General features: G+C 61.6%; 19 protein-coding genes. 13 read left to right on the plus strand and 6 right to left on the minus strand.

Features of this window, described 5'->3' with window-relative positions; genetic code table 11:
- Nucleotides 1-9 precede the first annotated feature (9 nt).
- From QN222_RS00130 to QN222_RS00155, 6 genes are all read left to right on the plus strand, one after another.
- A complete protein-coding gene (locus QN222_RS00130) occupies nucleotides 10-1,587 on the plus strand; it encodes an ABC transporter ATP-binding protein (protein WP_283960559.1) in 1,578 nt (525 codons plus the stop codon).
- Nucleotides 1,577-2,671, plus strand: a complete 1,095-nt coding sequence (locus QN222_RS00135; protein WP_283960560.1) for an ABC transporter permease — start codon at nucleotides 1,577-1,579, stop codon at nucleotides 2,669-2,671. The genes QN222_RS00130 and QN222_RS00135 overlap by 11 nt, the downstream gene beginning before the upstream one ends.
- A complete protein-coding gene (locus QN222_RS00140) occupies nucleotides 2,671-3,591 on the plus strand; it encodes an ABC transporter permease (protein ID WP_283960561.1) in 921 nt (306 codons plus the stop codon). Before QN222_RS00135 ends, QN222_RS00140 begins: the two co-directional genes overlap by 1 nt.
- A 44-nt stretch (nucleotides 3,592-3,635) precedes the next feature.
- Nucleotides 3,636-4,706 carry a BMP family ABC transporter substrate-binding protein gene (locus QN222_RS00145; protein ID WP_283960562.1) on the plus strand — a complete coding sequence of 357 codons (1,071 nt, stop codon included), beginning with the start codon at nucleotides 3,636-3,638 and terminating at the stop codon, nucleotides 4,704-4,706.
- A gap of 270 nt (nucleotides 4,707-4,976) precedes the next feature.
- A complete protein-coding gene (locus QN222_RS00150; protein ID WP_283960563.1) occupies nucleotides 4,977-5,723 on the plus strand; it encodes a FadR/GntR family transcriptional regulator in 747 nt (248 codons plus the stop codon).
- A 125-nt stretch (nucleotides 5,724-5,848) separates the two neighbouring features.
- Nucleotides 5,849-7,141 carry a hemolysin family protein gene (locus QN222_RS00155; protein WP_283960564.1) on the plus strand — a complete coding sequence of 431 codons (1,293 nt, stop codon included), beginning with the start codon at nucleotides 5,849-5,851 and terminating at the stop codon, nucleotides 7,139-7,141.
- 185 nt (nucleotides 7,142-7,326) lie between these two features.
- On the opposite strand, the gene glp is transcribed toward QN222_RS00155, so the two are convergent.
- Genes glp through QN222_RS00180 form a run of 5 tightly spaced genes read right to left on the minus strand, consistent with a single transcriptional unit; the run spans nucleotide 7,327 to nucleotide 12,801 of the window.
- Nucleotides 7,327-8,538, minus strand: coding sequence for a gephyrin-like molybdotransferase Glp (gene glp, locus QN222_RS00160; protein ID WP_283960565.1), 1,212 nt, complete (start codon nucleotides 8,536-8,538; stop codon nucleotides 7,327-7,329).
- Nucleotides 8,538-9,032, minus strand: coding sequence for a cyclic pyranopterin monophosphate synthase MoaC (gene moaC, locus QN222_RS00165; protein ID WP_283960566.1), 495 nt, complete (start codon nucleotides 9,030-9,032; stop codon nucleotides 8,538-8,540). The genes glp and moaC overlap by 1 nt, the downstream gene beginning before the upstream one ends.
- Entirely contained in the window at nucleotides 9,032-9,847 is an 816-nt protein-coding gene (gene trpC / locus QN222_RS00170; RefSeq protein ID WP_283960567.1) for an indole-3-glycerol phosphate synthase TrpC, read from the minus strand. The genes moaC and trpC overlap by 1 nt, the downstream gene beginning before the upstream one ends.
- Nucleotides 9,848-9,861: 14 nt before the next feature.
- Nucleotides 9,862-10,875 carry an anthranilate phosphoribosyltransferase gene (gene trpD / locus QN222_RS00175; protein ID WP_283960568.1) on the minus strand — a complete coding sequence of 338 codons (1,014 nt, stop codon included), beginning with the start codon at nucleotides 10,873-10,875 and terminating at the stop codon, nucleotides 9,862-9,864.
- A gap of 33 nt (nucleotides 10,876-10,908) precedes the next feature.
- Complete coding sequence (locus QN222_RS00180; RefSeq protein ID WP_283960569.1) at nucleotides 10,909-12,801, minus strand: peptidylprolyl isomerase; 1,893 nt, start codon at nucleotides 12,799-12,801, stop codon at nucleotides 10,909-10,911.
- 380 nt (nucleotides 12,802-13,181) lie between these two features.
- Here QN222_RS00180 and QN222_RS00185 point away from each other — a divergent pair, with 380 nt between their 5' ends.
- The 5 genes from QN222_RS00185 to QN222_RS00205 all read left to right on the plus strand — a co-directional run bounded on the left by QN222_RS00185 (nucleotide 13,182) and on the right by QN222_RS00205 (nucleotide 19,525).
- Nucleotides 13,182-14,828, plus strand: coding sequence for a Na/Pi cotransporter family protein (locus tag QN222_RS00185; RefSeq protein ID WP_283960570.1), 1,647 nt, complete (start codon nucleotides 13,182-13,184; stop codon nucleotides 14,826-14,828).
- 150 nt (nucleotides 14,829-14,978) lie between these two features.
- Nucleotides 14,979-16,349 carry a bifunctional UDP-N-acetylglucosamine diphosphorylase/glucosamine-1-phosphate N-acetyltransferase GlmU gene (gene glmU / locus QN222_RS00190; protein ID WP_284005131.1) on the plus strand — a complete coding sequence of 457 codons (1,371 nt, stop codon included), beginning with the start codon at nucleotides 14,979-14,981 and terminating at the stop codon, nucleotides 16,347-16,349.
- A gap of 143 nt (nucleotides 16,350-16,492) precedes the next feature.
- On the plus strand, nucleotides 16,493-18,319 hold the full coding sequence (glmS, locus tag QN222_RS00195) for a glutamine--fructose-6-phosphate transaminase (isomerizing) (protein ID WP_284005132.1): 1,827 nt from the start codon (nucleotides 16,493-16,495) through the stop codon (nucleotides 18,317-18,319).
- Nucleotides 18,316-18,822, plus strand: a complete 507-nt coding sequence (locus QN222_RS00200) for an N-acetyltransferase (protein ID WP_284005134.1) — start codon at nucleotides 18,316-18,318, stop codon at nucleotides 18,820-18,822. Before glmS ends, QN222_RS00200 begins: the two co-directional genes overlap by 4 nt.
- Nucleotides 18,823-18,832: 10 nt before the next feature.
- Nucleotides 18,833-19,525: a DUF502 domain-containing protein gene (locus QN222_RS00205; protein WP_283960860.1), complete on the plus strand. Its 693-nt coding sequence runs from the start codon at nucleotides 18,833-18,835 to the stop codon at nucleotides 19,523-19,525.
- Between the two features lie 148 nt (nucleotides 19,526-19,673).
- Here the strand turns inward: QN222_RS00205 and recG are convergent, their stop codons facing one another.
- Nucleotides 19,674-21,779 (minus strand): ATP-dependent DNA helicase RecG, encoded by a 2,106-nt coding sequence (recG, locus tag QN222_RS00210; RefSeq protein WP_283960859.1) that lies wholly within the window; start codon nucleotides 21,777-21,779, stop codon nucleotides 19,674-19,676.
- Nucleotides 21,780-21,900: 121 nt separating this feature from the next.
- Here recG and QN222_RS00215 point away from each other — a divergent pair, with 121 nt between their 5' ends.
- Nucleotides 21,901-22,206, plus strand: coding sequence for a succinate dehydrogenase assembly factor 2 (locus tag QN222_RS00215; RefSeq protein WP_283960858.1), 306 nt, complete (start codon nucleotides 21,901-21,903; stop codon nucleotides 22,204-22,206).
- A gap of 9 nt (nucleotides 22,207-22,215) precedes the next feature.
- On the plus strand, nucleotides 22,216-25,725 hold the full coding sequence (mfd, locus tag QN222_RS00220; RefSeq protein WP_283960857.1) for a transcription-repair coupling factor: 3,510 nt from the start codon (nucleotides 22,216-22,218) through the stop codon (nucleotides 25,723-25,725).
- Nucleotides 25,726-25,849: the final 124 nt, after the last annotated feature.

Consider the following 25,849-nt stretch of genomic DNA (forward strand, 5'->3'; position numbering starts at 1 on the left):
GAGGGCAGCGTGCCTGGTAAGGGACAAATTGCGAGCGGTCCGTTGTTGACCGTGAGCAACCTGACGAAATTGTTTGGCTCGTTCGCAGCCTGCAACGCGATCAATCTGCAGATAGAGCCGGGAGAAATCCACGCCCTGCTTGGCGAGAACGGGGCGGGCAAGTCCACCCTGGTGAAAATGCTGTTCGGCGTGCTCGCGCCCACGGCCGGTGAGATCGCGTGGCAGGGTGAACCGGTCCGTATCGGCAGCCCCGGGGACGCGCGCAAGCTCGGCATCGGCATGGTTTTCCAGCATTTTTCCTTGTTCGAGGCGCTGACCGTCGCCGAGAATATCGCGCTTTCGATGGATCGGAACGTCTCGCTTGCCCGCGTCGCTGACGAGGCGTCGCGGCTCTCGCGTGCCTATGGCTTGCCTCTCGACCCCAAGGCCCACGTCGCGGATCTTTCTGTCGGCGAGCGCCAGCGGATCGAGATCGTGCGTGCGCTGTTGCAGAATCCGCGCTTGATCATTCTCGACGAGCCAACCTCGGTGCTGACGCCGCAGGAAGCCGACCGCCTGTTCGAGACGCTGCAAAAGCTCAAGGCGGAAGGCCGCTCGGTCCTTTATATCAGCCACCGCCTCGAGGAGGTTCAGCGCATCTGCGACCGGGCGACGGTCTTGAGACACGGCAGGGTGACGGGCGCTTGCGACCCGCGCGCGGAAACGCCGGCCTCGCTGGCGCGCATGATGGTCGGAAGCGATGTCGCGCCGGTGACCCCCGAAGGCACCAATACCAAGGGCGACGTGCAACTGGAGGTGCGTGATCTTTCGGTCGCAGCCCGCACGCCTTTCGCGGTTTCATTGAAGAACGTCTGTCTCAAGGTTCGGGCGGGTGAAGTGCTGGCGATCGCTGGCGTAGCCGGCAATGGCCAGAGTGAGCTTTTCGACGCCTTGTCGGGCGAGTATCCGGCCGCGGACGACAACGCAGTGCTGATTAGGCAGAGGCCCGTTGGAACAAGGAATATCAACGCGCGGCGTCTGATGGGGGCTGGCTTCGTTCCCGAGGAACGGCATGGGCATGCGGCGGTCGCAGCGCTTTCGCTCTCGGACAATCTGGTCCTTGCACGCAATCAATCCGACAAGCGGGCGTTTCTCGGCGGCGGATTCCTCAGGATCATTCGCCAGAGCGCGGTGAGGGCTGCGACACGGCGGATTTCCGAGGCGATGGATGTTCGCAAGAGCGGCGAGGACCCGCCGGCGGGTTCGCTCTCGGGCGGCAACCTGCAGAAGTTCATAGTCGGCCGCGAACTCGACCGCCAGCCATCCGTGCTCGTGGTGAACCAACCGACCTGGGGCGTCGACGCCGGTGCAGCAAGCCGCATTCGCCAGGCTCTGGTCGACCTCGCCAAAGCAGGTTCCGCCGTGCTCGTCATCAGCCAGGATCTGGACGAAATATTCGAGGTGGCCACCGAGATCGCCGTCATCAGCGAGGGACGTCTTTCCGATCCCTATCCGGCACGCGAACTGTCACGTGAGAAAATCGGTCTGTTGATGGGGGGCATGCACGCCAGGACTGAAGGCGCGGAGGCGGCGGCACATGCGCATTGAACTCGAAAAGCGCGCCAAGGTCTCGGCGCTGTTTTCAATTCTGTCGCCGTTCATCGCTTTCGCGCTGACCATCCTCTTCGGCGGCATCATGTTCGCGCTGCTCGGCAAAAATCCGGTGACCGCGCTCTACAGCTTCTTTGTGGAGCCTTTGAGTGAGGTCTGGTCGCTGCACGAGCTGGCGATCAAAGCCGCGCCGCTGATCCTGATCGGTGTCGGCCTCTCCGTCTGCTTCCGATCCAACAACTGGAACATCGGTGCCGAAGGCCAGTTCATCATGGGGGCGATCGCCGGCTCGATCCTGCCCGTCGTCTTCTACGACTGGCAATCGCCGCTGGTGCTGCCGATGATGATGCTGCTCGGCATGCTTGGCGGCGCTCTTTTTGCGGCCATACCGGCCTTCCTCAAGGCGCATATGAACACCAACGAGATCCTGACGAGCCTGATGCTGGTCTATGTCGCCCAGCTCTTCCTCGACTGGCTCGTCCGCGGTCCCTGGCGTAATCCGCAGGGCATGAACTTTCCGGAAACCCGCACCTTTGCCGCCGATGCGATCCTTCCTGAAATGCTCGCTTCGGGGCGCACGCATTGGGGCTTCGCCTTCGCGATCATCGCCGCGGTCCTCGTCTGGTTCATGATGCGTTACACGCTCAGGGGGTTCGAGATTACCGTACTCGGCCAGTCCGAGCGGGCAGGGCGTTTTGCCGGCTTCTCGTCGCGCAAGATGATCTGGTTTTCGATGCTGTTCTCGGGAGCACTGGCAGGGCTTGCCGGCATTGCGGAAGTCAGCGGCGCCATCCAGCAATTGCGGCCGGTGATCTCGCCGGGCTACGGCTTCACGGCAATCATCGTCGCCTTCCTCGGCCGCCTCAACCCGCTCGGCATCATCGCCGCCGGGCTGGTCCTGGCGTTGACTTACCTCGGCGGCGAGGCAGCACAGCTTTCGATCGGCGTGTCGGAAAAGGTCACGCGTGTGTTCCAGGGGTTGTTGCTGTTCTTCGTGCTGTCCTGCGATACGCTCATTCACTATCGCATAAGGCTCGTGTGGGAGAGGCTCGCCGCGATAAAGACGGATGGTAGCCACTGATGGGCATCGTTGAAGCAATCCTGTTGAGCGTCATCACAGCGGCGACGCCGCTCGTCCTCGCCGCCGTGGGTGAACTTGTCGCCGAGCGATCGGGCGTCCTCAATCTCGGCGTCGAGGGCATGATGATCATGGGTGCCGTCAGCGCCTTTGCCGCAACGCAGCTCAGCGGCTCGCCCTATGTCGGCCTGCTTGCCGGCATCGCCTGCGGGGCGCTGTTTTCGCTGCTCTTCGCCTTCCTTACGTTGACGCTTGTTGCCAATCAGGTGGCGACCGGCCTGGCATTGACGCTTCTGGGGCTTGGCGTGTCCGGCATGGTCGGGGAGAGTTTTCTTGGGATGCAGGGGATCAAGCTGCAACCGATCGTGATCCCCCTTCTGTCGCAGGTTCCGTTTCTCGGGCCGCTCTTGTTCCGCCAGGACACGATCTTCTATCTTTCGATCGCAGTGGTTGCCGGTGTCCACTGGTTCCTGTTCAGGAGCCGCGCGGGCCTGAAGTTGCGCGCCGTCGGCGATAGCCACGCCTCCGCACATGCTCTCGGCGTCGATGTCATTAAAACGCGCTATCTGGCGGTCTTGTTTGGCGGTGCCTGTGCCGGTCTCGCCGGAGCGCAGTTGTCACTCGTCTATACACCGCAATGGGTGGAGAACATGTCTGCTGGGCGCGGCTGGATCGCGCTTGCGCTGGTGGTCTTCGCGTCCTGGCGCCCCTGGCGTGTCGTCGCCGGCGGATATCTGTTCGGGGCGGTTTCGATCAGCCAGCTTCATGCGCAGGCTTTCGGCATCGGAATTCCCTCGCAATTCCTTTCTTCGCTTCCCTATGTTGCGACAATTGTCGTACTCATCCTGATCTCACACAACCGGCGCATGACCCTGATCAACACGCCGGCATCGCTCGGTAAGCCGTTTGTGCCGGACCGGTGAACAACAACAACCCAGACGGACGTACTCAACCGACAGAGGTAAAAATGAAAAAACTACTGCTCGCCCTCGCAACAACAACTGCCGTGCTCGGCTTTACGTCCGCGGCAAGTGCCCAGGAAAAGCCGAAGATCTGCTTCGTCTATGTCGGCTCCAAGACCGATGGCGGCTGGACGCAGGCGCATGACCTTGGCCGCCAGCATCTCGAAAAGGAACTGGGCGACAAGATCGAGACGCAGTTTCTCGAAAACGTGCCGGAAGGTCCTGACGCTGAGCGTGCGATCGAGCGCCTGGCGCGGTCGGGCTGCGGGTTGATCTTCACGACGTCGTTCGGCTTCATGGACGCGACGGTCAAGATTGCGCAAAAGTTCCCTGACGTGAAATTCGAACACGCAACCGGCTACAAGACCGCTCCGAACGTCGCGACATACAACAGCCGTTTCTACGAAGGCCGTTACATCCAGGGCCAGATCGCAGCGAAGCTTTCGCAGAAGGGCGTCGCCGGTTACATCGCTTCGTTCCCGATCCCGGAAGTCGTGATGGGCATCAACTCCTTCGTCATCGGCGCTCGCTCGATCAATCCGGATTTCAAGATCAAGGTCGTATGGGCGAACACCTGGTTCGACCCGGGCAAAGAGGCAGACGCCGCCAAGGCGCTGGTCGACCAGGGCGTCGATATTTTGACGCAGCACACCGACACGACCGCACCGATGCAGGTCGCCGCCGAGCGCGGCATCAAGGCGTTCGGCCAGGCATCCGACATGATCGCTGCTGGCCCGCAAACGCAGTTGACCGCTATCGTGGACACCTGGGGCGCCTACTATGTGAAGCGTACGCAGGCCTTCCTCGATGGAAAGTGGGAAACGAAGTCGAGCTGGGACGGCTTGAAAGACGGCATCCTGACCATGGCGCCCTATACCAATATGCCGGACGACGTGAAGGCGATGGCTGAGGCAACCGAGGCCAAGATCAAGTCGGGTGAACTGAAGCCGTTCACCGGCCCGCTCAACAAGCAGGACGGCAGCGCCTGGCTGAAGGCCGGCGAAAGCTCAGATGACGCGACACTGCTCGGCATGAACTTCTATGTCGAAGGCGTCGACGACAAGCTGCCGCAATAAGCTGACCGGACCCTGGTCCAGGCAGTAACGTAGTGCGTTTCCAGAGTCGGCAAACCCCGCGTCGCAAACGCGGGGTTTTTCCAATTTAGGAGGGCGATATCAGGTGCGACAAACCGACCTTCGCCGTGGTGTCGGATCGGCTTTGAGGAATCGCTTATTCGAACTAGAGTTGAATTACTTTCGCGCCGGGGATGAAGATGGCGGCAAACGCCACCCACCGATTGACGAGTGCGCGGCCTCCGCGGAGGTATTCTTGGGAGGGGGAACGGGTTGAGCAAGAGCCTGTTTGAGACAGTGATATCCGGCGCACCGAAGCGCACGAGCCATGCGCAAGTGGTGGACCAGCTCGGAAAGGCAATCGTGTCGGGGGAATTCCCGGTCGGCAGCATTCTGCCCGGCGATCCGGAACTGGCGGCTCGCTTCAGGGTTTCAAGGACCGTCCTGCGCGAAGCGATGAAAACCTTGGCGGCCAAGGGGCTTGTGGTGCCCCGCGCGCGCATCGGCACGCGCGTGAGACCCAAGAATGACTGGAACCTCTTCGACAGCGACATTCTCACTTGGCATTTTGCATCCGGCGTCGATGACGAGTTCCTCTACCACCTCAGCGAAGTGCGGCTTGCGTTCGAACCTCATGCCGCGGTGCTGGCGGCGCGAAATGCGACCGATGCGGAGATCGCCGGCATGATGCGTCTGGCCGTTGCCATGGGTGACGCGAAGCATACCGCGGAGAGCCTCGCCGTTGCCGACCTCAAGTTCCATCTTTCCGTTCTGGACGCTTCCGGGAACCCGTTCCTGCGAACGGTGGGCAGCTTGATCGAGGCGGCGCTTGTTGGCGTATTCAAGTTGAGCTCGCCCACCGCGGAAAAAAGCGGCATCGACGAGGTGGCCCGCAATCACATTCGAATCGTCGAAGAAATCGGGAGACGCGACGAGGCGGGCGCGCGTTCGGCGATGGAACATGTCATTAAGGTCGGGCGCGATCGCATTCGACAGGCGCTGCATGCGGACACCGCATGAGAGGCCGACTGGCCGTCGCTCGCCACGAAATTGTAGCGTGACCTTGCCCGATCTCCGCGCGTAGCCTATCTGGGAGACGGTTGTTCCGTGCGGGGCGGCCCTGTATCAACGGCGACCTGGAGACCATGTCCGAGATTTTTGTAATTTTCGTTTTGCTCTTGATCAACGCCTTCTTTGCGCTCTCGGAAATGGCAATCGTCTCGGCAAGCAAACCGCTGCTTCGCCAAATGGTCAAACAGGGAAATCGACAGGCGGAGGCCGCACTGAAGCTGGCCGAGGATCCCGGGAAATTCCTCTCGACGGTGCAGGTCGGCATCACTCTTGTCGGCATCCTGGCCGGCGCCTACGGCGGCGCAACGATCGCCGCCAAGATTGCGCCGTTCTTCGATGAAGTGGCGTGGATCAAGCCCTATGGCCACACGGTCGCCGTCGGTCTCGTGGTGACGCTCATCACCTTTCTCTCGGTCGTCATCGGCGAACTCATCCCGAAACAGCTTGCGCTCAGGAATTCCGAGGCACTGGCGATGTTCGTCGCAAGACCGATGACCTTGCTCTCCCGCATAGCAGCGCCCGTCGTCTATCTTTTCGAGACCGCGGCTGCGGTGGCCATGCGTCTATTCGGCATGCGTCCGGACGATCCGGATCACGTTACGGAAGAGGAAGTTCAGGCGATCATGGCGGAGGGTGTCGAAAGCGGCGCCATCGAAAAGACGGAACATGAAATGCTCCGCCGGATCATTCGGCTTGGTGATCGCAATGTAAAGTCGATCATGACCCACCGTACCGAGATGCGCTTCATCGACGTCAACGACGACCTCGCAGTGATCCGGCGCAAGGTCCGCGAGTTCGGCCACTCCCGCTATCCCGTTATGGATGGTCACACAGGCGATGTTCTGGGCGCGATTCTCGCCAAGGAGGTTCTGAACATTCCCGCAAACGCGTCGTTCAATCTGCGTGGCCACGTCCGCGAAATCCTGACGCTACCGGAAACGGCCTCATGCCTGAAGGCGCTCGATGCCTTCAAGACAACGAGCATCGACATGGCGATGATCGTTGACGAGTATGGCAGCACCGAAGGCATCATCACGACGGCTGACATCCTGGAAGCGATCGTCGGCGTGCTGCCATCGAACTACGATGATATCGAGCATGCGCTCATCCGGATCCGCGAAGACGGCAGCTATATCGTCGACGGGCGCACGCCGATCGACGAGATTCATCTGGAAATCGGCATCGAAGGCATCGACGCGGACGGCAATTTCGAAACGATCGCGGGTTTTCTCGTTCAGCAACTGCGCAAGACGCCGGAGGAAGGCGACATCGCCGAGGCCCACGGCTACCGTTTCGAGGTCATCGACATGGACGGTCGCCGGATCGACAAGATTCTCGTCTCCCGCTGCGTCGACGACGCAGCCTGACGCGCAGCGCAAGGCCAAAAAAGCAAAAGGCCGGGCGATACCCGACCTTTCCTCAAACTGTCTTGGCGCCTGCTAGTTCATCCGTAGTCAGCCGCCGGGACAGATGATTGAGTGATTTCTTTCCTATACGCATTCCATGTCTGCCGTATGACAAGGCACCGGAAATGGCTGCGGGTTGGGCGCGTTCAGCGCAGCCGCAGGACGTTGCATGGATCGCCGCTCGAAGCCGCGGCGGCATGCGGTACGCGAACGATGAGCCCGTCGGATTGCGCGAAGACATTCATCATCGAGGAATCCTGGCGCGCGAACGGATGGGCGACGAGCGAGCCGTCAGGCTCGACAGTCAGTCGCGCCCGGACATAGTCCTGACGACGGTCGTTGGCGGGCAGGGGGGTCGCAAGTCGCGCCGTCGTCATCCGCGAACGTGGCGGCAGATGCGCCAGATGCCGCGTGAGCGGCTCGAGAAAGAGCAACGCACATACAAGGCTCGACACAGGATTGCCCGGTAACCCGAGGACGGTCATGCCGGAGAGCTCGCCAACCATCAGCGGCTTGCCCGGGCGCATGGCGATGCGCCAGAAATCCAGCACCATTCCGCGCGACAGAAGGGTCGATTGAACAAGATCATGGTCGCCGACAGAGGCTCCGCCGAGCGTCACCAGCACCTCCGCTCCGGCGTCTTGCGCCTTGGCGACAGCGGCCGAAATTGCCGCTTCGTCGTCGGGCACGATGCCAAGATCAAGGACTTCGCCGCCGTTCTCACGCACGATGGCGGCAACGCCATAAGTATTCGATGCGATGATCTGGTCCGCGCCAGGGGCGCTTCCCGGTGGCAATAGCTCGTCCCCGGTGGCGACGATGGCAATCCTCGGTTTCTCGAACACCGGCAGGCGTTCATGGCTCGTGCCCGCGGCGAGCGTCAGTCGCCCGGCGTCGAGCACGCTGCCGGCAACCAGCGCAATGTCGCCCTCTACAAAATCCTGTCCGGCAAGGCGGATATGACGACCCTTTGCCGGGGCGAACAGCGTGCGGATTTTCCCGCCCGAAAGCTTTTCGGTATCCTCCTGGATGATCACAGTGTCCGCACCGGCGGGCAGGGGGGCCCCGGTAAAGATGCGAACGGTTTCACCGGCACGAACCTCTCCCTGAAATCCATGGCCCGCGGCCGACTGGCCGATCACCACAAGCTGTGCGCCTATGTTGACGATATCCTCGTGGCGAACCGCATAGCCGTCCATGGCAGAATTGTCGAAGGCGGGATGCGTGACCCGCGCGGTGACATCCTCGGCCAGCACGCGACCGACACAATCGTGCAGGGGGAGCCTTTCTGTCCGCCGGCGCGGGCGAGCTTTGTCAATCACCCTGGCGAGCGCATCCTCAACCGAAAGCAGCGACATCAGCGGTTGTCTCCTTGGCGCCGGTAATCGCCGGAACGCCCACCCGATTTGCTGACCAGCCGAACGCCGCCGATCTCCATTTCGCGATCCGCAGCCTTCGCCATGTCGTATATCGTCAGACAAGCGATGCTGACAGCGGTCAGGGCCTCCATCTCGACGCCCGTCCGCCCCGTCAGCCTTGCCATCGCCTCGACGCGAAGCCCCGGCAGGGCGTCATCCGGCGCGATATCCACGGAGACCTTCGTCAACATAAGCGGATGGCAGAGCGGAATGAGATTGGACGTCTGTTTCGCGGCCATGATCCCGGCAAGCCGTGCCGTGCCGATCACGTCGCCCTTCTTGGCATTGCCCTCAAGGATCAGTGCCAGCGTTTCGGCGCGCATTCGTACATAGCCTTCGGCGACGGCGACGCGTACGGTCTCGCTCTTGTCGCCGACATCGACCATGTTCGCTTCGCCGGCGCTGTCGATGTGGGTGAGGGACGGACCGCTCATTATTCTGCCGCCAATACGCTTCCGGAGCCTGTCAGCAGTGCCCGCGTTGCCGCCTCGACATCATCCTTTCTCATCAGGCTCTCGCCCACAAGGAAGGTGGTGATACCGCTCCGTTCCAATCGCCGGCAATCCTCATGGGTAAAGATGCCGCTTTCACCGACGAGCAGCCGGTCGGACGGAACCATTGCCGCCAGTTGTTCGGACACGGCGAGGTCGACTTCGAACGTCCTGAGATTGCGATTGTTGATGCCGACGAGCGGGGAGGTCGACGCCAGCGCGCGTTCCATTTCCCGGGCGTCATGCACTTCGATGAGGACGTCCATGCCGAGTGCAAACGCCGAGTCCTCGAGGCGACGCGCATCGTCATCGCTCAAGGACGCCATGATCAGCAGGATGCAGTCAGCCCCCCAGGCTCGCGCTTCGAACACCTGATAGGGATCGAACATGAAGTCCTTGCGCAACGCCGGAAGCTCACAGGCAGCCCGTGCCGTCGTCAGGAACTCCGGCGCGCCCTGGAAGCTCGGCTTGTCCGTCAAGACGGATAGGCAAGCTGCGCCGCCAGCGGCATAGTCTTTAGCAAGCGCCGGAGGATCGAAGTCGGGACGGATCAGTCCTTTTGAAGGGCTCGCCTTCTTGATCTCGGCGATCAGCCCGAATTCGCCTTTCGTGCGGCGCGAAGCGAGCGCGGTGTGGAAGCCCCGCGGCGGCGATTGGTCCGCGATCTGCGCCCTCAACTCCTCAAGGCGAACGCGCGATTTCGCTGAGGCGATCTCGTCGCGCTTGTAGGCTTCGATTTTCCGCAGGATGTCCGTCATGAAGCCATCTCTCCTCAAGCGGCGTTGGAGGCGCTGATCAGCCGCTGCAGGGCAGTCTTCGCCGCGCCGCTCGAGAGCGACTGCCGGGCGAGCGCCATGCCTTCGGCGAGATCCTTGGCGCGCCCCGCTATCATCAATGAAGCGGCGGCGTTCGCAAGCGAAATGTCCCGATAGGCATTCTCCGCGCCGTCGAGAACGGCCTGCAGCGCCACGGCATTGTGGGCTCCGTCGCCGCCTTTCAGTGCCTCGAGCGTGGCCGTCTGAAGGCCGAAATCGGCCGGCGTCAACTCGAAGCTCGTGATCTTGCCGTCTTGGAGCGCGGCGACCTTGGTGACGCCGGTGGTCGTGATTTCGTCGAGCCCTTCGCCGTGGACCACCCAGACGTTCTCCGAGCCGAGGTCGCGCAGCACTTCGGCAAGCGGGTCTACCCATTGCGGCGCATAAACGCCGACGAGCTGCCGCTTGACGCCGGCTGGATTCGACAGCGGGCCAAGCAGATTGAAGATCGTTCGCGTACCGAGTTCGACCCGCGTCGGGCCGACGTGCCGCATCGCGGAATGGTGCTGCTGGGCGAACATGAAACCGACACCAGCCGCACTGATGCAGCGGGCAATCGCTTCAGGCCCGATGTCGAGTTTGACGCCCAGGCAAGACAGCGCATCGGCCGTACCGGATTTCGAGCTCAGCGCCCGGTTGCCGTGCTTGGCGACCGGGACGCCGGCTCCGGCGACAATCAGGGAAGCGAGCGTCGAGATGTTGTAGGTGCCGGCCCCGTCACCACCCGTGCCGACGATGTCGATCGCGCCTTCCGGCGCCTCGACAGTCAGCATCCGTGCGCGCATTGCGCCAACCGCTCCGACGATTTCGTCGACGGTTTCGCCACGCACGCGAAGCGCCATCAGGAAACCGCCGATCTGCGAAGGCGTCGCCGCTCCGGACATGATGATCTCAAAGGCCGCCCGCGCGTCTTCACGATTGAGCGCCTCGCGATTTGCCACTTTCGCGACGAACGGCTTCAAATCACTCATGAGTTCGTTCCCCTGTCCGCAGCTTTTTACCTGTCAGCGCTGCGCCAATGCGGTTTCGGCGAGTGTCTGGTTGATCGCTACACCGTAAGCCGTCTGCAGGGTGGAGACCATCTGATCAAGGATGTCGTCCCCGCTTGCGCGCGCGATGGCTTCGATTTGACGGCTGTCGTTGTCGAGGACGTTCGCCGGGTCGCTGTCGTCGACGGCCGTTACCTGAACGAGGATTTGCCCTTCTCCGCCAATGCCCGGCGCGTTGGCAACATGCCCGCTGGCGCCGCCAAAGGCCGCTGCGACTGCGGCTGGGCTTAAGGCAGCATCTTCGGTCGAGCGGGTCAGGCCAGCTTTCGTTTCGACGACCAGGCCAAGTTCGCTCGCTATGTCGGCAAGCTTTGCACCCTTCTCGATGCGCTGCTTGAGTTCGGCTGCCTTGGTGGCAAGGGCTGCCCGCTGTTGTTCGGCAGTCCAGTCTGCCGCCACCTCATCGCGAACCTCATCCAGCGTGCGGTCACGGGCGGGGATGATCTCTTCGAGATCGAACCAGGCAGAGCCGTCACGACCGATGTTGACGGAAAGCGTGTCGAGCCCGACCTCCGCCTTAAAGACCTCCTGAAGAAGCGCGCGCGGTTCCGGAATTCCCTGGACCTCGTCGCCGTTTTGATCCTTGCCCGTGGCGTCGATCGCATCGATCGTGACGAGCTTCAGTTTCATCTGATCGGCCACTTGCTTGACCGTCGCGCCGGCGGCGCGCTCGTCCTCGATCCGATCGTGAAGGCTGACGACCTCTTCGCGCGCGGACGAAAGGGCGAGTTCCTTCCGCAGTTCATCTTTCACCTCGTCGAAGCTGCGTGTGGCTTCCGGCTTGATGTTGGTCACGCGCAGGATAACCGGCCCGAACGCACCTTCCACGACCGGCGTCACGCCACCCTCTGCCGGAACGGCGAAGGCTGCTTCGGCGATCTTCGCGTCGGGCATGCGCTCCTTCGTGAACTCGCCAAGGAGAACGTCCGCCGCGGTCTTGCCTTCGGCGTTGACCAGATCGTCGAAGGAGGTGCCGGCGGAGAGCTTGGCTGCCGCAGCGTCTGCCGCCTCGCGTGAAGGGAAAGCAAGCTGCTCGACTGTTCTCATTGCCGCTGAGCGGAAAGTCTCCTTGCGCTTCTCGTAGTCGGCGCGCAACTCCTCGTCCGACACGGTCTCGGTCGCGATCAGATCTTCCGGCTCGATCTTGATATAGCTGAACTTGCGATATTCGGGAGCGCGATAGTTCGCCTTGTGGCTCTCGAACCAGGGCGCGAGCACGTCGTCGGCCGGCGTCTTGACCGCATCGATATTCGCATTCGAGAGCAGCAGGTAGTCGATCGAGCGCTTTTCGTGGCGATACTTGCCAACGGCGTCGGTAAGTACTTTAGGAGGCGTGTATCCGTCGGACAACGCATCGACGATCTGCGACCGGACCGCAACCTGGCTGCGGTTGTTGATGTAGTCTTGCTCACTCAGACCCGCGTTTCGCAATACACTCGAGAAAGTCAGCCGGTCGAACTGGCCGTTGACACTGTGGAACGCCGGATCCTCGCCGATGAGCTTCGCGAGCCGATCCTCGGAAAGCCCGAGGTTCATGTCCAGGGCGAGTTGATCGAGGGCGGCACCGGCGACCAACTGAGAATAAACCTGCGACTCGATGCCAAAGGCACGGGCTTGCTGGCGTGTCAGCGGCGTCCCGAGCTGCCTTGAAAGCAGGCTCAGTTGGCGCTCGTATGCCAGACGAAAGTCGCTCGGAGAGACCTTGATGTCACCGACCGTCACGACCGCGTTGGGAGTGCTCGCCACCATCAGCGTCTGACCGCCCCATACCATGAACGACAGGACGAGAATGGCCATCAGGCCTTTGACGATCCATGTCTGGGAAGCTTTTCTGAGCGATTCGAGCATAGGGGCAGAAACCTTGTTGCAGTACGGTGGCGTTACGCCAAGAACGAATTCGTTCCTTAGAACAAACCAAACAGGAATTGAAGGGCGCTTTGCGGGCAAATTGCGACACCGTCGCTCGGGCCGCCGGCATTCATCCCTTCACGTCGATTTTGCGGCGCACAGCGTGCGGCGATGTGCTCGCCCGTCCGGAAAATCACGGAGCCCCAGCAAGATCGGTCGCGAACGAGAAAGTTGATGTCGGATTCGTTAGCCGGCAATAGAAATCGTTCTGCGAAATTGTCAGTTGCGAGCGCATATCGCGTAGCGACGAAACGGGAATCCTGTGCTCGATAATAGGGTAAACTACCCTGATTCCAGTGGCCGTTACGGGAAATCATGCCATGCAGTCAACGATCGTGATGGTCAATCTGTTCGGAGCGGTGGCGCTGCTTTTGTTCGGCCTGTCGCTCGTCAAGGATGGCGTCACACGTGCATTCGGATCGAGGCTGCGCACCGGTCTCGCGCAGGGAACGAGCGGCGCGGTTCGTTCGTTTGCGACCGGCCTTATCGCGACCCTTGCGTTGCAGAGTTCGACGGCCACGGCGTTGATGACGGCGTCCTTCGTGGAGAAGGGGCTGGTACGCGCGCGAATGGCGCAGATCGTGCTTCTCGGTGCCAACGTCGGCACGGCGATGACTGCTTGGATCGTTGCTATCGGGATCGGTTGGCTGTCGCCGGCAATTATTCTCGCGGGCGTCGTTGTGCACCGGATGAGCCGGTCGAGTGCACGTCAGGGTGCAGGCTTCGCCCTTGTCGGCATCGGCTTGATGCTGCTATCGCTCGACCTGCTTTCCGCCGCAACGGAACCGATGCGCGAATCCCGCGCGCTCGCGGCGTTTCTGGGCATGCTCGACAGCGCCTGGCCGGTTGCCCTGATTATCTCGGCGGGCCTCGCCTTCGCGTCCTCGTCCAGTCTGGCGATCGTGATGCTTGTGCTTTCCCTCTCGTCTGCCGGGGTGCTTTCCGCCGGACTGACCGTCGCATTGGTGCTTGGCGCCAATCTGGGGGGCGCAATTCCGCCGGTCATCGCCACCCTCGGTTCGGCACCCCCTGCGCGCCGCGTCACGCTCGGCAATCTCGTCGTGCGCGGAATGGGTTGCCTCATTGCGCTTCCGATCGCAGGGATCGGCGCAGAATGGCTGCAGCACCTGCCGTTGCCGAGACAGAACCTGCCAGTCGACATCCATCTGGTCTTCAATCTCGTCGTCGCGATTGTCTCCTGGCCGTTCGCAGGGTTGCTGGCGCGGCTGATGAGCCGGTTCGTTCCCGACGAGGAAGCTGGTGAGACGGGGCCGCGCTATCTTGATGAGGCGACGCTCGACACGCCTGTGATGGCACTCTCCGGTGCAACGCGCGAAGTCTTGCGTGTCGGAGACCTGGTCGAAGCGATGCTGACGCGCGCATCGAACGCCTTCAACAACAACGATCTCGGCGAGCTACATGACATCGAAAGAATGGAAAGGCAGGTCGATCTCCTCCAGCAGGAGGTGAAGATATTCCTGTCCCGGCTCGGGCGCGACGGACTTGGTGCCGAGGACGGTCGCCGTTCGATCGTCATCATCGACTATGCGATCAATCTCGAGCATATGGGCGACATCATCGAAAAAGGCCTCTGCGAGCAGATCGGCAAGAAAGTCACCAACGGATTGAAGTTTTCCGAAGACGGCTACCAAGAGCTGAAAAGCCTGTTCAACCTGACGATCGACAACCTGCGCATCGCTCAGACGATCTTTGTCAGCCGTAACGCGGACCTCGCTCGCCATCTGGTCGAGGTTAAGGTCGATGTCCGCCACATGGAAAAACGCTCGGCAGAGCGGCATCTCGAACGCCTTCGCGACGGCCTGCTTCAGAGCCTGCAGACGAGTTCGCTGCATCTCGACATGTTGAGGGACCTGAAGCGTATCAACGCTCACATAGCGTCCGTGGCCTACCCCATTCTCGAAGAAACCGGTCTCTTGACGGAAAGCAGGCTGCGTCCGGAGGCTTGAATGGGCGCCCGGCGGCCTCGTCAGGTTTTAACCGGGGTTATGCGATGTGATTGTGAGAATTGTGTTTCTCGCAATATCTTGCCTATAAGAACACGGTCGAGTCAGGCGATAGGGCATTCCGCCTGCAGCTAATACCAAGGAGAAATGCGAATGGAACGGACGTGCCTGGCGATCATCCTGGCGGCTGGCGAGAGCACGCGGATGAAATCGTCCGTATCGAAGGTGCTGCACCCTGTGGCGGGAAGGCCCATGATTGCCCATGTCGTCGACGCGCTCGCCAGCGCCTCGATCTCGGATGTCGCGCTCGTCGTCGGCCGCGATGCCGAGGCCGTTGCTGCCGCAGCGCAGAAAGCCGGCGTTACCGTGGCCTCGTTTCTTCAAAAGGAGCGGCTAGGTACCGGGCATGCCGTGCTTGCGGCTCGCGAGGCCATCGCCAGAGGTTATGACGACATTCTGGTTGTCTTCGGTGACACACCGCTCATCACGGCAGAGCCGCTCAGGGCAGCCCGCCAGGGCCTCGCCGAAGGCAACGACGTGGTTGTCATCGGGTTCGAGGCTGCCGACCCGACCGGTTACGGGCGCCTGATCGTCGAGAACGGCGTGCTGGTCGCGATCCGGGAGCACAAGGATGCTTCCGAGGCCGAGCGTCGCATCACCTATTGCAATGGCGGGTTGATGGCAATCAACGGCCGCAAGGCCCTCGATCTTCTCGGTCGCATCGGCAATGCCAACGTCAAGGGCGAATACTATCTGACCGATCTCGTTGAGATCGCTCGCACCGTCGGGGGTAGGGCGGTCGCCGTCGAAGCGCCCGAGGAGGAATTGACGGGCTGCAACACGCGAGCGGAACTCGCCTATATCGAGCGTCTCTGGCAGCAGCGCCGGCGGCACGAACTGATGCTTTCAGGCGTGTCGATGATCGCGCCGGAAACGGTTTTCCTTTCCTGGGATACCGAGCTTGCCCAGGATGTTCTGGTGGAGCCGAACGTCGTCTTCGGCCCCGCTGTGAGCGTTGAGAGCGGAGCCATTATCCACGCCTTCTCGCATATCGAGGGCGCACATGTCCGCGCTGGCGCGACCGTCGGCCCGTTTGCACGGCTCCGTCCCGGCGCCGAACTCGGCCCGAACTCGAAGGTCGGCAATTTCTGCGAGGTGAAGAAAGCTGAAATCGGTGCCGGCGCCAAGGTCAATCATCTGACCTATATCGGCGATGCGTTCGTCGGTGCCGGATCGAACATCGGAGCGGGAACCATCACCTGCAACTACGACGGGGTCAACAAACACGTGACCCGCATTGGCGAGAATGCCTTCGTCGGCTCGAACTCGTCGCTTGTGGCTCCGGTCACGATCGGCGATGGCGCACTTGTCGCCTCCGGCAGCGTCATTACCGAGGACGTTCCTGCGGACGCAGTCGCCTTCGGGCGTGCGCGTCAGGATGTCAAGCCGGGCCGGGCGCGGATCCTGCGTGAGCGCTACGAAGCTGAGAAGGCCGCCAAGAAGAAGGCGAAGGCTGCCGAATAGACCTCGTTAAATACTGAAATTGAAAGTGAAAACGAACCGGATTGCCTCGCGCGGCAATTTCGCTACCAAGGCTCAAAGGCGGTAAGGGTCGCCTCGGGTGACGACTGCGCTGTGACAGGCGCGAAGAGAACGCGGAGAGGGATATGTGCGGGATTGTTGGCATCGTGGGTAGTCAGCCGGTATCGGAGCGGTTGGTCGATGCGCTGAAGCGGTTGGAATATCGCGGTTATGATTCGGCCGGCGTCGCAACCATCGACGGAGGCCGGTTGAAGCGCCGCCGTGCCGAGGGGAAGCTGTTTAATCTCGAAGCGAAGCTGAAAGAGGAGCCGTTGGCGGGCAGCATCGGCATTGCCCACACGCGCTGGGCGACGCATGGTGCACCGACGGAACGCAATGCGCACCCCCATTTCACCGACGGCGTTGCCGTGGTCCACAACGGCATCATCGAGAACTTCGCGGAATTGAAGGATGAACTTGCTGCGTCAGGCGCCGAGTTCCGCAGCGATACCGATACGGAAGTCGTGGCGCATCTCCTGGCGAAATACCATCGGGACGGGATGGGGCGACGGGAAGCGATGCATGCGATGCTGAGGCGCGTCACCGGGGCCTATGCGCTTGCCGTGCTCTTCGAAGACGATCCGTCGACGATCATGGCGGCACGAAACGGCCCGCCGCTCGCGATCGGCCACGGCGACGGCGAAATGTTCCTTGGATCGGATGCGATCGCCCTGGCGCCCTTTACCAATGAAATCACCTATCTGATCGATGGCGACTGGGCTGTTATCGGGAAGAGCGGTGCGCACATCTTCGACATTGACGGCAACGCCGTCTCGCGCCCACGGCAGATTTCGATGGCTGCGGCCTACATGGTCGACAAGGGCAATCACCGCCATTTCATGGAGAAGGAAATCTACGAGCAGCCTGAGGTCATTTCCCACGCGCTCGGCCACTACATCAACTTCATCGAAAATCGTGTGACGGCTGTTTCGGACGGCATCGATTTCGCCAAAGTGCCGAATCTTGCGCTCTCCGCCTGCGGCACCGCCTACCTCGCCGGGTTGATCGGCAAGTACTGGTTCGAGCGTTATGCACGCCTGCCGGTCGAAATCGATGTCGCGTCCGAGTTCCGCTATCGTGAGATCCCGCTCTCGCCTCAATCGGCCGCTCTCTTCATTTCGCAGTCGGGCGAAACGGCCGATACGCTGGCATCGCTCCGGTACTGCAAGGAACACGGCCTGAAGATCGGTGCCGTCGTCAATACCCGCGAATCGACGATCGCGCGCGAGTCCGACGCCGTCTTCCCGATCCTCGCCGGTCCCGAAATCGGCGTCGCATCGACCAAAGCTTTCACCTGCCAGCTTGCCGTGCTCGCCACGCTTGCTATCGGGGCCGGCAGAGCCAGAGGCACGGTCAGCGAGCAGGAAGAACAGGCGCTGGTGAGAAGCCTTGCCGAGATGCCCCGCATCATGGGCCAGGTGTTGAACAGCATCCAGCCGAAGATCGAATTCCTGTCGCGCGAATTGTCGAAATGCCGCGACGTGCTCTACCTCGGCCGCGGCACCAGCTTTCCGCTGGCGATGGAAGGCGCGCTGAAGCTCAAGGAGATTTCCTACATCCACGCGGAAGGCTATGCCGCCGGCGAACTGAAGCATGGCCCGATCGCGCTGATCGACGAGAACATGCCTGTTATCGTCATAGCGCCGCACGACCGTTTCTTCGACAAGACGGTCTCGAACATGCAGGAAGTCGCCGCTCGTGGCGGGCGCATCATTCTTATCACGGACGAGGCGGGAGCTGCGGCGTCGAAGCTCGACACGATGCATACCATCGTGTTGCCGAACGTCGACGAGATCATCGCGCCGATGATCTTCGCGTTGCCGATCCAGCTTCTTGCCTATCACACCGCTGTGTTCATGGGCACCGATGTCGATCAGCCGCGTAACCTGGCCAAGTCGGTAACGGTCGAATGATCATCCGGCCGGAGCGGAGCGACGATCACGAGGCTATTCACGATGTGACCGCGGCCGCCTTTGCCGGTCATCCACACAGTGACCAGACGGAACCGTTCATCATCGAGCGCCTGCGCGCCGCCGGCGCGCTTGCCCTGTCGCTTGTTGCGGAAGACGCGGGTGAAGTGATCGCGCACGTCGCCTTCTCGCCGGTGACGATTACCCCCTCCGCCGCCGGGTGGTATGGCCTTGGTCCCGTGTCGGTGCGGCCAGACAGGCAGGGACGCGGTGTGGGCAGCGCGCTCATCCGCCATGGCCTTGATATGTTAAGGAAATCCGGTGCTTCGGGCTGCGTCGTCGTTGGCGAGCCAGCGTTTTACCAGAAGTTCGGCTTTCGGCATGAAGCCGCCCTTGTTTTTCCGGGTTGTGCGCCGCAATATTTTCTAGTTCTGGCCTTGTCGGAGACGATGGTTTCCGGCAATGTCGCCTATCATCCGGCCTTTGGGGCCGATGTGACGAATTGATGGCAACGGCATGACGGAAGGCTCCAAAAGCGGCACCATAGCGACCCGGCTGCGCAATTATTTCCTGACCGGGCTTATTATCTGCGCACCCGTGGCGATCACGGTCTGGCTGGTACGCTCCTTTATCGAATGGGCGGACAGCTGGGTCAAACCTTACCTACCGAACTTTTACAACCCGGACACGTATTCGCCGGTCGCCATACCCGGTTTCGGCCTCCTCGTTGCTGTGATCGTCATAACACTCGTCGGATTTATGACGGCCAATCTCGTCGGACGGTCGATCGTCGCTTTCGGCGAGTCGCTCCTCAACAGGACGCCACTTGTCCGCACGATATACAAATCGCTGAAGCAGATTTTCCAGACTGTTCTCCAGGAACAGTCTTCGTCCTTCAAGAAGGCAGGGCTGATCGAGTATCCGAGTCCGGGCCTCTGGTCGCTGGTTTTCATCGCGACCGACGTCAAGGGCGAAATCGCAGCGAAGTTCGATGAGCGGGGCATGGACATGGTCACGGTCTTTCTTCCGCCCACGCCGATTCCGACCGCTGGCTTCCTGCTGTTCGTGCCGCGCGAGAAAATCATACCGCTTCAGATGAGTGCCGAGGACGCAGCCAAACTCCTCATTTCGGGCGGCCTTGTCGCCCCCGACTATAAGCCGCTCGCCAACGCGCCTCCGCGGTCGATACCCCATCAGAAGACCGCCTAGCACTCGAGGCGAATCGTACCGCGATGAGTCGCATCGTCGGCACGCTCTAGAGCAATTCCAGGAAAAGTGTGTAACGGTTTTCCGTCCGGAATTGCGTAGTTTCAAAGAGTTAGATCATTTCGCCGTTTCAATGAAACAATGAAATGATCTAACCGGCGCGCAGAAAACGGATCGCCTCGTCGCGTCGGTGAAGATAGAGGAGCGTTCGCAGCGCTTCACCACGCTCGGACGTGAGCTCAGGATCGCGCTCTATGAAATAGGCGGCATCCCTACGGGCGATCTCTAGAAGGTCCCCATGCGCCTCGAGGCTTGCAACACGGAAACCGGGTGTGCCGGATTGGCGCGTGCCAAGAAGCTCGCCTTCGCCGCGGAGCTTCAGATCTTCCTCGGCAATCAGAAAGCCGTCCTCAGTCTCGCGCAGAATGGAAAGACGCGCGCGTCCTGCTTCGCTGAGCGGGCTCTTGTAGAGGAGAATGCAGGTCGATGCCTCATCACCTCGGCCAACGCGGCCTCTCAACTGATGCAGTTGCGCCAGACCAAAGCGCTCCGCGTGCTCGATCACCATGATCGTCGCGTCGGGAACGTCCACGCCGACCTCCACGACCGTCGTCGCCACGAGCAGGCGAATCTCGCCGTTCTTGAAGGCAAGCATCACGGCATCCTTGTCCGGACCGGACATACGACCGTGAACGAGGCCGACGTCACTGCCGAAGCGCTGGACAAGACTTTGATAGCGCTCATCCGCGGACATTACGTCGCTTTCTTCGGATTCCTCTACCAGCGGGCAGATCCAGTAGGCTTTCTTGCCTTGAGCGAGCGCCACATCGAGCCTGTCGACGATTTCATCCGTGCGCTCGGTGGGAATGGTCACCGTCTGTATCGGCTTTCGCCCGGCCGGCTTCTCGGTAAGCTTGGAGACATCCATGTCGCCGAAGGCGGCGAGCACGAGCGTGCGCGGAATAGGTGTCGCCGTCATGACGAGCATGTGTGGGGAAATGCCCTTGGCGGTGAGCCGCAGCCGTTGGTGAACGCCGAAACGATGCTGTTCGTCGACGATGGCGAGCGCGAGTTGATGATAGTTCACGGCCTCCTGGAACAGAGCGTGCGTGCCGATCACCATCTGCGTTTCGCCGGACGCAATCCGTTCCAGGATCGCATCGCGCTCCTTGCCTTTCGTGCGCCCGGTCAGGACGTCGATCCCGATACCGGCCGGCGCAGCCATTTTCGAAAGCGTGGCATGATGCTGCCGCGCAAGGATCTCGGTCGGTGCCATCAGCACCGCCTGGCCGCCGGATTCGATCGCCGCAAGCATGGACATCAGCGCCACCGCCGTCTTGCCGGAACCGACATCGCCCTGCAGCAGGCGCAGCATGCGATCGCTTCCGGACATGTCGGCAAGTATGTCGCCGATCGCGACCGACTGGCTCGCGGTGAGCGAGAAAGGCAGCGCACGGATAACCGGCTGGCTCAATTTCCCGGTCGGATGAACGGGGGTTCCGGCGACCTTGCGCAGCCGTTGACGCACAAGCGAAAGCGAGAGCTGCCCGGCAAGAAATTCGTCATAGGCGAGCCGTCGCCGGGCGGGAGCCTGCGCATCGACATCGGTTTCATCGCGGGGTTCGTGCAGGCGGTGGAAGCTTTCCCTTGCGCTTTGAAATCCCTGCTGACGGAGCAGCGCCTCGTCGAGCCACTCGGGCAGATCCGGCACCCGGGCCACCGCCGCCTCGATGGAGCGTCGCAACGCTCGCGGGGAGAGGCCGGCAGTCAGCCCATAGACGGGCTCGACGAGCGGCAGATTTTCCGCCTCGGCGACCCTCACCATATAGTCGGGATGCACCATCGACGCGCGGCCATTGAACCAATCGACCTTGCCGCTGACGATAACCGTTTCATCGACGGGCAGCGCCTTTTCCAGCCAGTTGCCTTTGACGCGGAAGAAAGTGAGCGCCAGTTCGCCGGTGTCATCGTGCAGGAACACGCGATAGGGTACGTTCGGTCTGCCGCGCGGAGAAGGCTGGTGTCGGTCGACGCGGCCGGTGATGGTGACGACCGACCCTTGCGGCGCATAGGCGATGCCCGGTTGCTGGCGCCGATCGATCAGCGAGTGAGGCGCATGAAAGACAAGATCGATCACCCGGCAATCGTCGATCGTTTCGCGGCCAAGCAGACGTGCATAGAGCTCGCCGGTTTTCGGGCCAACGCCGGGCAGCGTGTCGAGAGGAGAAAACAGCGGGTCGAGGAGGGCTGGGCGCATGACGATGAAATTGCGACGATAATTCCGGCTTTGGCAAGGCTGACAACCCGCCTTCCAGCGTTTATAGAGCCCAATGACTAAAAACCCGCCGCCATGGCTGCGGGCGGCAGGAAGGATTTCCATGACCGGCATCACACGTACAAGCGCCGATCTCGACCCGCGTCGGCGCAGGATCCTCTTTCGCTCCTGGCATCGCGGCATTCGCGAGATGGATTTGATTCTCGGGCAATTCGCCGAAACGGAGTTGGCGAGCCTCTCGGATGCGGAACTCGATGAACTGGAAACGATCATGCGCGAGGAAGACAACGATCTCGTACGATGGATCACCGGCGAGCAGCCCCTGCCGGCGCGTCACGCGACGCCTTTGTTCAGTCGGATCGCGGCTTATCGCCCCGACTTCGACAAGCTTCGTCAGGAAACGAAATAGATTTAAGCAATGATATCTGGTCTTGACCCGAAGAAGATCCTTGCCGCGACACGGGAGGTGACGATCGGCCCGGTGCCGTCCGGCGCCGAGGCCCTGATCCTTGCAGAGTTGGCACGAGCGGGGAGCCCCGTCGCTTATATCCTTTCCGATGGTCAGCGGATTGCCGACCTTGAGCAGGTTCTCGGGTTCGTGGCCCCGGACATTCCGGTTCTCACCCTGCCGGGCTGGGATTGCCTCCCCTATGACCGTGTCTCCCCGAGTGCTGACACATCCGCGCGGAGGCTGGCCGCCTTGAGCGCGTTGATCGCGCACCGGGCGAAACCGCATGCGGCGATCGTGCTCGTCACCGTCAACGCGGCCCTCCAGAAGATCTCGCCGCAGGACGTGATCGAAAGCCTCGCCTTTTCGGCAAGGCCGGGCAACCAGGTCCGCATGGACGATATTGCCGCGCGACTGGAGCGAAACGGTTTCGAGCGCGTGCCGACTGTGCGCGAGGTTGGCGAGTTCGCCGTCCGAGGCGGCATTCTCGACGTTTATGTGCCCGGCAGCGGCGAACCGTTGCGCCTGGATTTTTTCGGCGACACGCTTGAGACGATCCGCTCCTTCGATCCGGCGAGCCAGCGCACGACCGGCCAGGTGCGCTCGCTCGATCTCAACCCGATGAGCGAAGTGTCGCTGACGCCCGAGACCATCAGCCATTTCCGCAAGCAATATTTATCACTCTTCGGGGCTGCGACGCGGGACGACGCACTCTACCAGGCGGTATCGGAGGGGCGCCGCTACGCCGGCATGGAGCATTGGCTGCCGCTTTTCTATGACGGCTTGGAGACAGTCTTCGATTATCTCGACGGTTTCCGCATCGTCACGGATCATCTGGTGCGCGAAGCGGCGGCGGAGCGGTCGAAGCTCATCCTCGATTACTATGATGCCCGCCTTGCCTCCGCATCACCGGGCAAAAGCCAGATCTCCCAAGGCACACCATACAAGCCGGTGCCGCCGGAACTGCTTTACCTCAGCGCCAAGGGTTTTGGCGCGATGCTCTCTGAACGCAGCGCCGTCCGCCTGTCGCCATTTAGCGAGCATGAAGGTGAAGCGCGACAGGTCGTCGCCATCGAGGCGCGTCAGGGACTGCGTTGGGCAAAGGCGGCGGGTGAGGTCGAAAGCGACGGCGAACGCGCCAATGTCTTCGATCAAGCCGTGAAGCACATCGCCGAAAGACGGGCGAGGGGCGCGAAGGTCGTGATCTCGGGGTGGACGGAAGGATCGCTCGATCGACTCCTGCAGGTTCTCAGCGAGCACGGGCTTGCAAACATTCGTCCGATCAAGGCTTTGTCCGATACTCTCTCGCTGAAGCCGGGCGAGGCGGCTTCCGCCGTCCTCAGTCTCGAAGCCGGATTCGAGACGGGCGATCTCGTGGTCATCGGCGAGCAGGACATCCTTGGCGACAGAATGGTGCGCCGATCGAAGCGTCGCAAACGCGGCGCTGACTTTATCGCCGAGGTGACAGGTCTCGACGAGGGCAGCTATGTCGTCCACGCCGAGCACGGTATCGGCCGTTTCGTTGGCTTGCGCACGATCGAGGCGGCCGGCGCGCCGCACGACTGTCTCGAACTCGTCTATGCGGAGGGTGCCAAGCTCTTTCTGCCGGTCGAGAACATCGAGCTTCTGTCGCGTTATGGCTCCGAAGGCACGGACGCAATCCTTGACAAGCTCGGCGGCGTCGCGTGGCAGACGCGCAAGGCGAAGCTCAAGAAGCGGCTGCTCGATATGGCCGGAGGCCTGATCCGCATCGCTGCCGAACGGCATACCCGCCATGCGCCTGTTCTGGCCGCTCAGGACGGAGTCTATGACGAGTTCGCCGCGCGCTTCCCCTACGATGAAACCGAGGACCAGATGAACTCGATCGACGCCGTGCGCGACGATCTTGGAAGCGGTCGTCCGATGGACCGCCTGGTCTGCGGAGATGTCGGCTTCGGCAAGACCGAAGTGGCGCTGCGTGCCGCCTTCATCGCGGCAATGAACGGCGTGCAAGTCGCAGTCGTGGTTCCGACGACATTGCTTGCCCGGCAGCATTTCAGGACGTTCAGCGAGCGATTCCGCGGTCTGCCGGTCCGTATCCAGCAGGCCTCGCGGCTCGTCGGCTCGAAAGACCTCGCGTTGACGAAGAAGGAAGTGGCCGACGGCAAGACTGACATCGTCGTCGGCACGCACGCGCTGCTCGGCTCGTCGGTCAAGTTTGCCAATCTTGGGCTTTTGATCGTCGATGAGGAGCAGCACTTCGGCGTCAAGCACAAGGAACGGCTCAAGGAGCTGAAATCCGACGTCCATGTGTTGACCCTGTCGGCAACGCCAATTCCGCGCACGCTGCAGCTTGCCTTGACCGGCGTTCGCGAATTGTCGCTGATCACGACGCCGCCGGTCGACCGCATGGCCGTGCGCACTTTCATCTCGCCCTTCGACGCGCTGGTGATCCGCGAGACACTGATGCGCGAGCATTATCGCGGCGGCCAGAGTTTTTATGTCTGCCCGCGCTTAAGCGACCTTTCGGAGATCCACGATTTCCTGAGATCCGATGTTCCGGAACTGAAGGTCGCGGTGGCGCACGGACAGATGCCGGCTACCGAACTCGAAGACATCATGAACGCCTTCTACGAAGGACGGTACGACGTGCTCCTCTCGACGACGATCGTCGAATCGGGCCTCGATGTGCCGACCGCCAACACCCTGATCGTGCACCGCGCCGACATGTTCGGCCTTGCCCAGCTCTACCAGCTTCGCGGCCGGGTAGGCCGATCCAAGGTCCGCGCCTTTGCGCTCTTCACATTGCCGGTCAACAAGACTTTGACAGGGCCGGCAGAGCGTCGCCTGAAAGTCCTGCAATCGCTCGACACGCTGGGAGCCGGCTTCCAGCTCGCCAGCCACGATCTCGATATCCGCGGCGCCGGCAACCTGCTCGGCGAGGAACAGTCCGGCCACATCAAGGAAGTCGGCTTCGAGCTTTACCAGCAAATGTTGGAAGAGGCCGTTGCCGAACTCAAGGGTGAGGAGGAAATCCACGACACCGGCTGGTCGCCGCAGATATCGGTCGGGACGCCGGTCATGATACCGGAAGACTATGTGCCGGACCTGAACCTGAGGCTCGGACTCTACCGCCGCCTTGGCGAATTGACAGACCTAAAGGAGATCGACGGCTTCGGCGCGGAATTGATCGATCGCTTCGGGCCGCTGCCGACCGAGGTTCAGCACCTCCTGAAGATCGTCTACATCAAGTCGCTGTGCCGCACGGCAAATGTCGAAAAGCTCGATGCCGGGCCGAAAGGCGTGGTGGTTCAGTTCCGCAACAAGGAGTTTCCGAACCCCGCCGCTCTCGTCGGTTATATCGCCAAGCAGGGAACCGTTGCGAAGATCCGCCCGGACCAGAGCATCTTCTTCCAACGCGAACTTGCGACGCCAGACAAGAGGCTTTCCGGCGCAGCAATGGTGATGACGCAGCTCGCCGGGCTCGCGAAGCCCGCCTAAACGAAGATGCCGCCCGGACTGCGCGGCGGCATCTTGATAAGTTAGAGCGGGACGCGGGCGGAAAACCGCAGACTTTCGTTCTAGATCATTTCATTGTTTCATTGAAACACTGAAATGATCTAAC

This window comes from Sinorhizobium sp. 6-70, from assembly GCF_030124375.1.
In the GTDB taxonomy this organism is placed as follows: domain Bacteria; phylum Pseudomonadota; class Alphaproteobacteria; order Rhizobiales; family Rhizobiaceae; genus Sinorhizobium.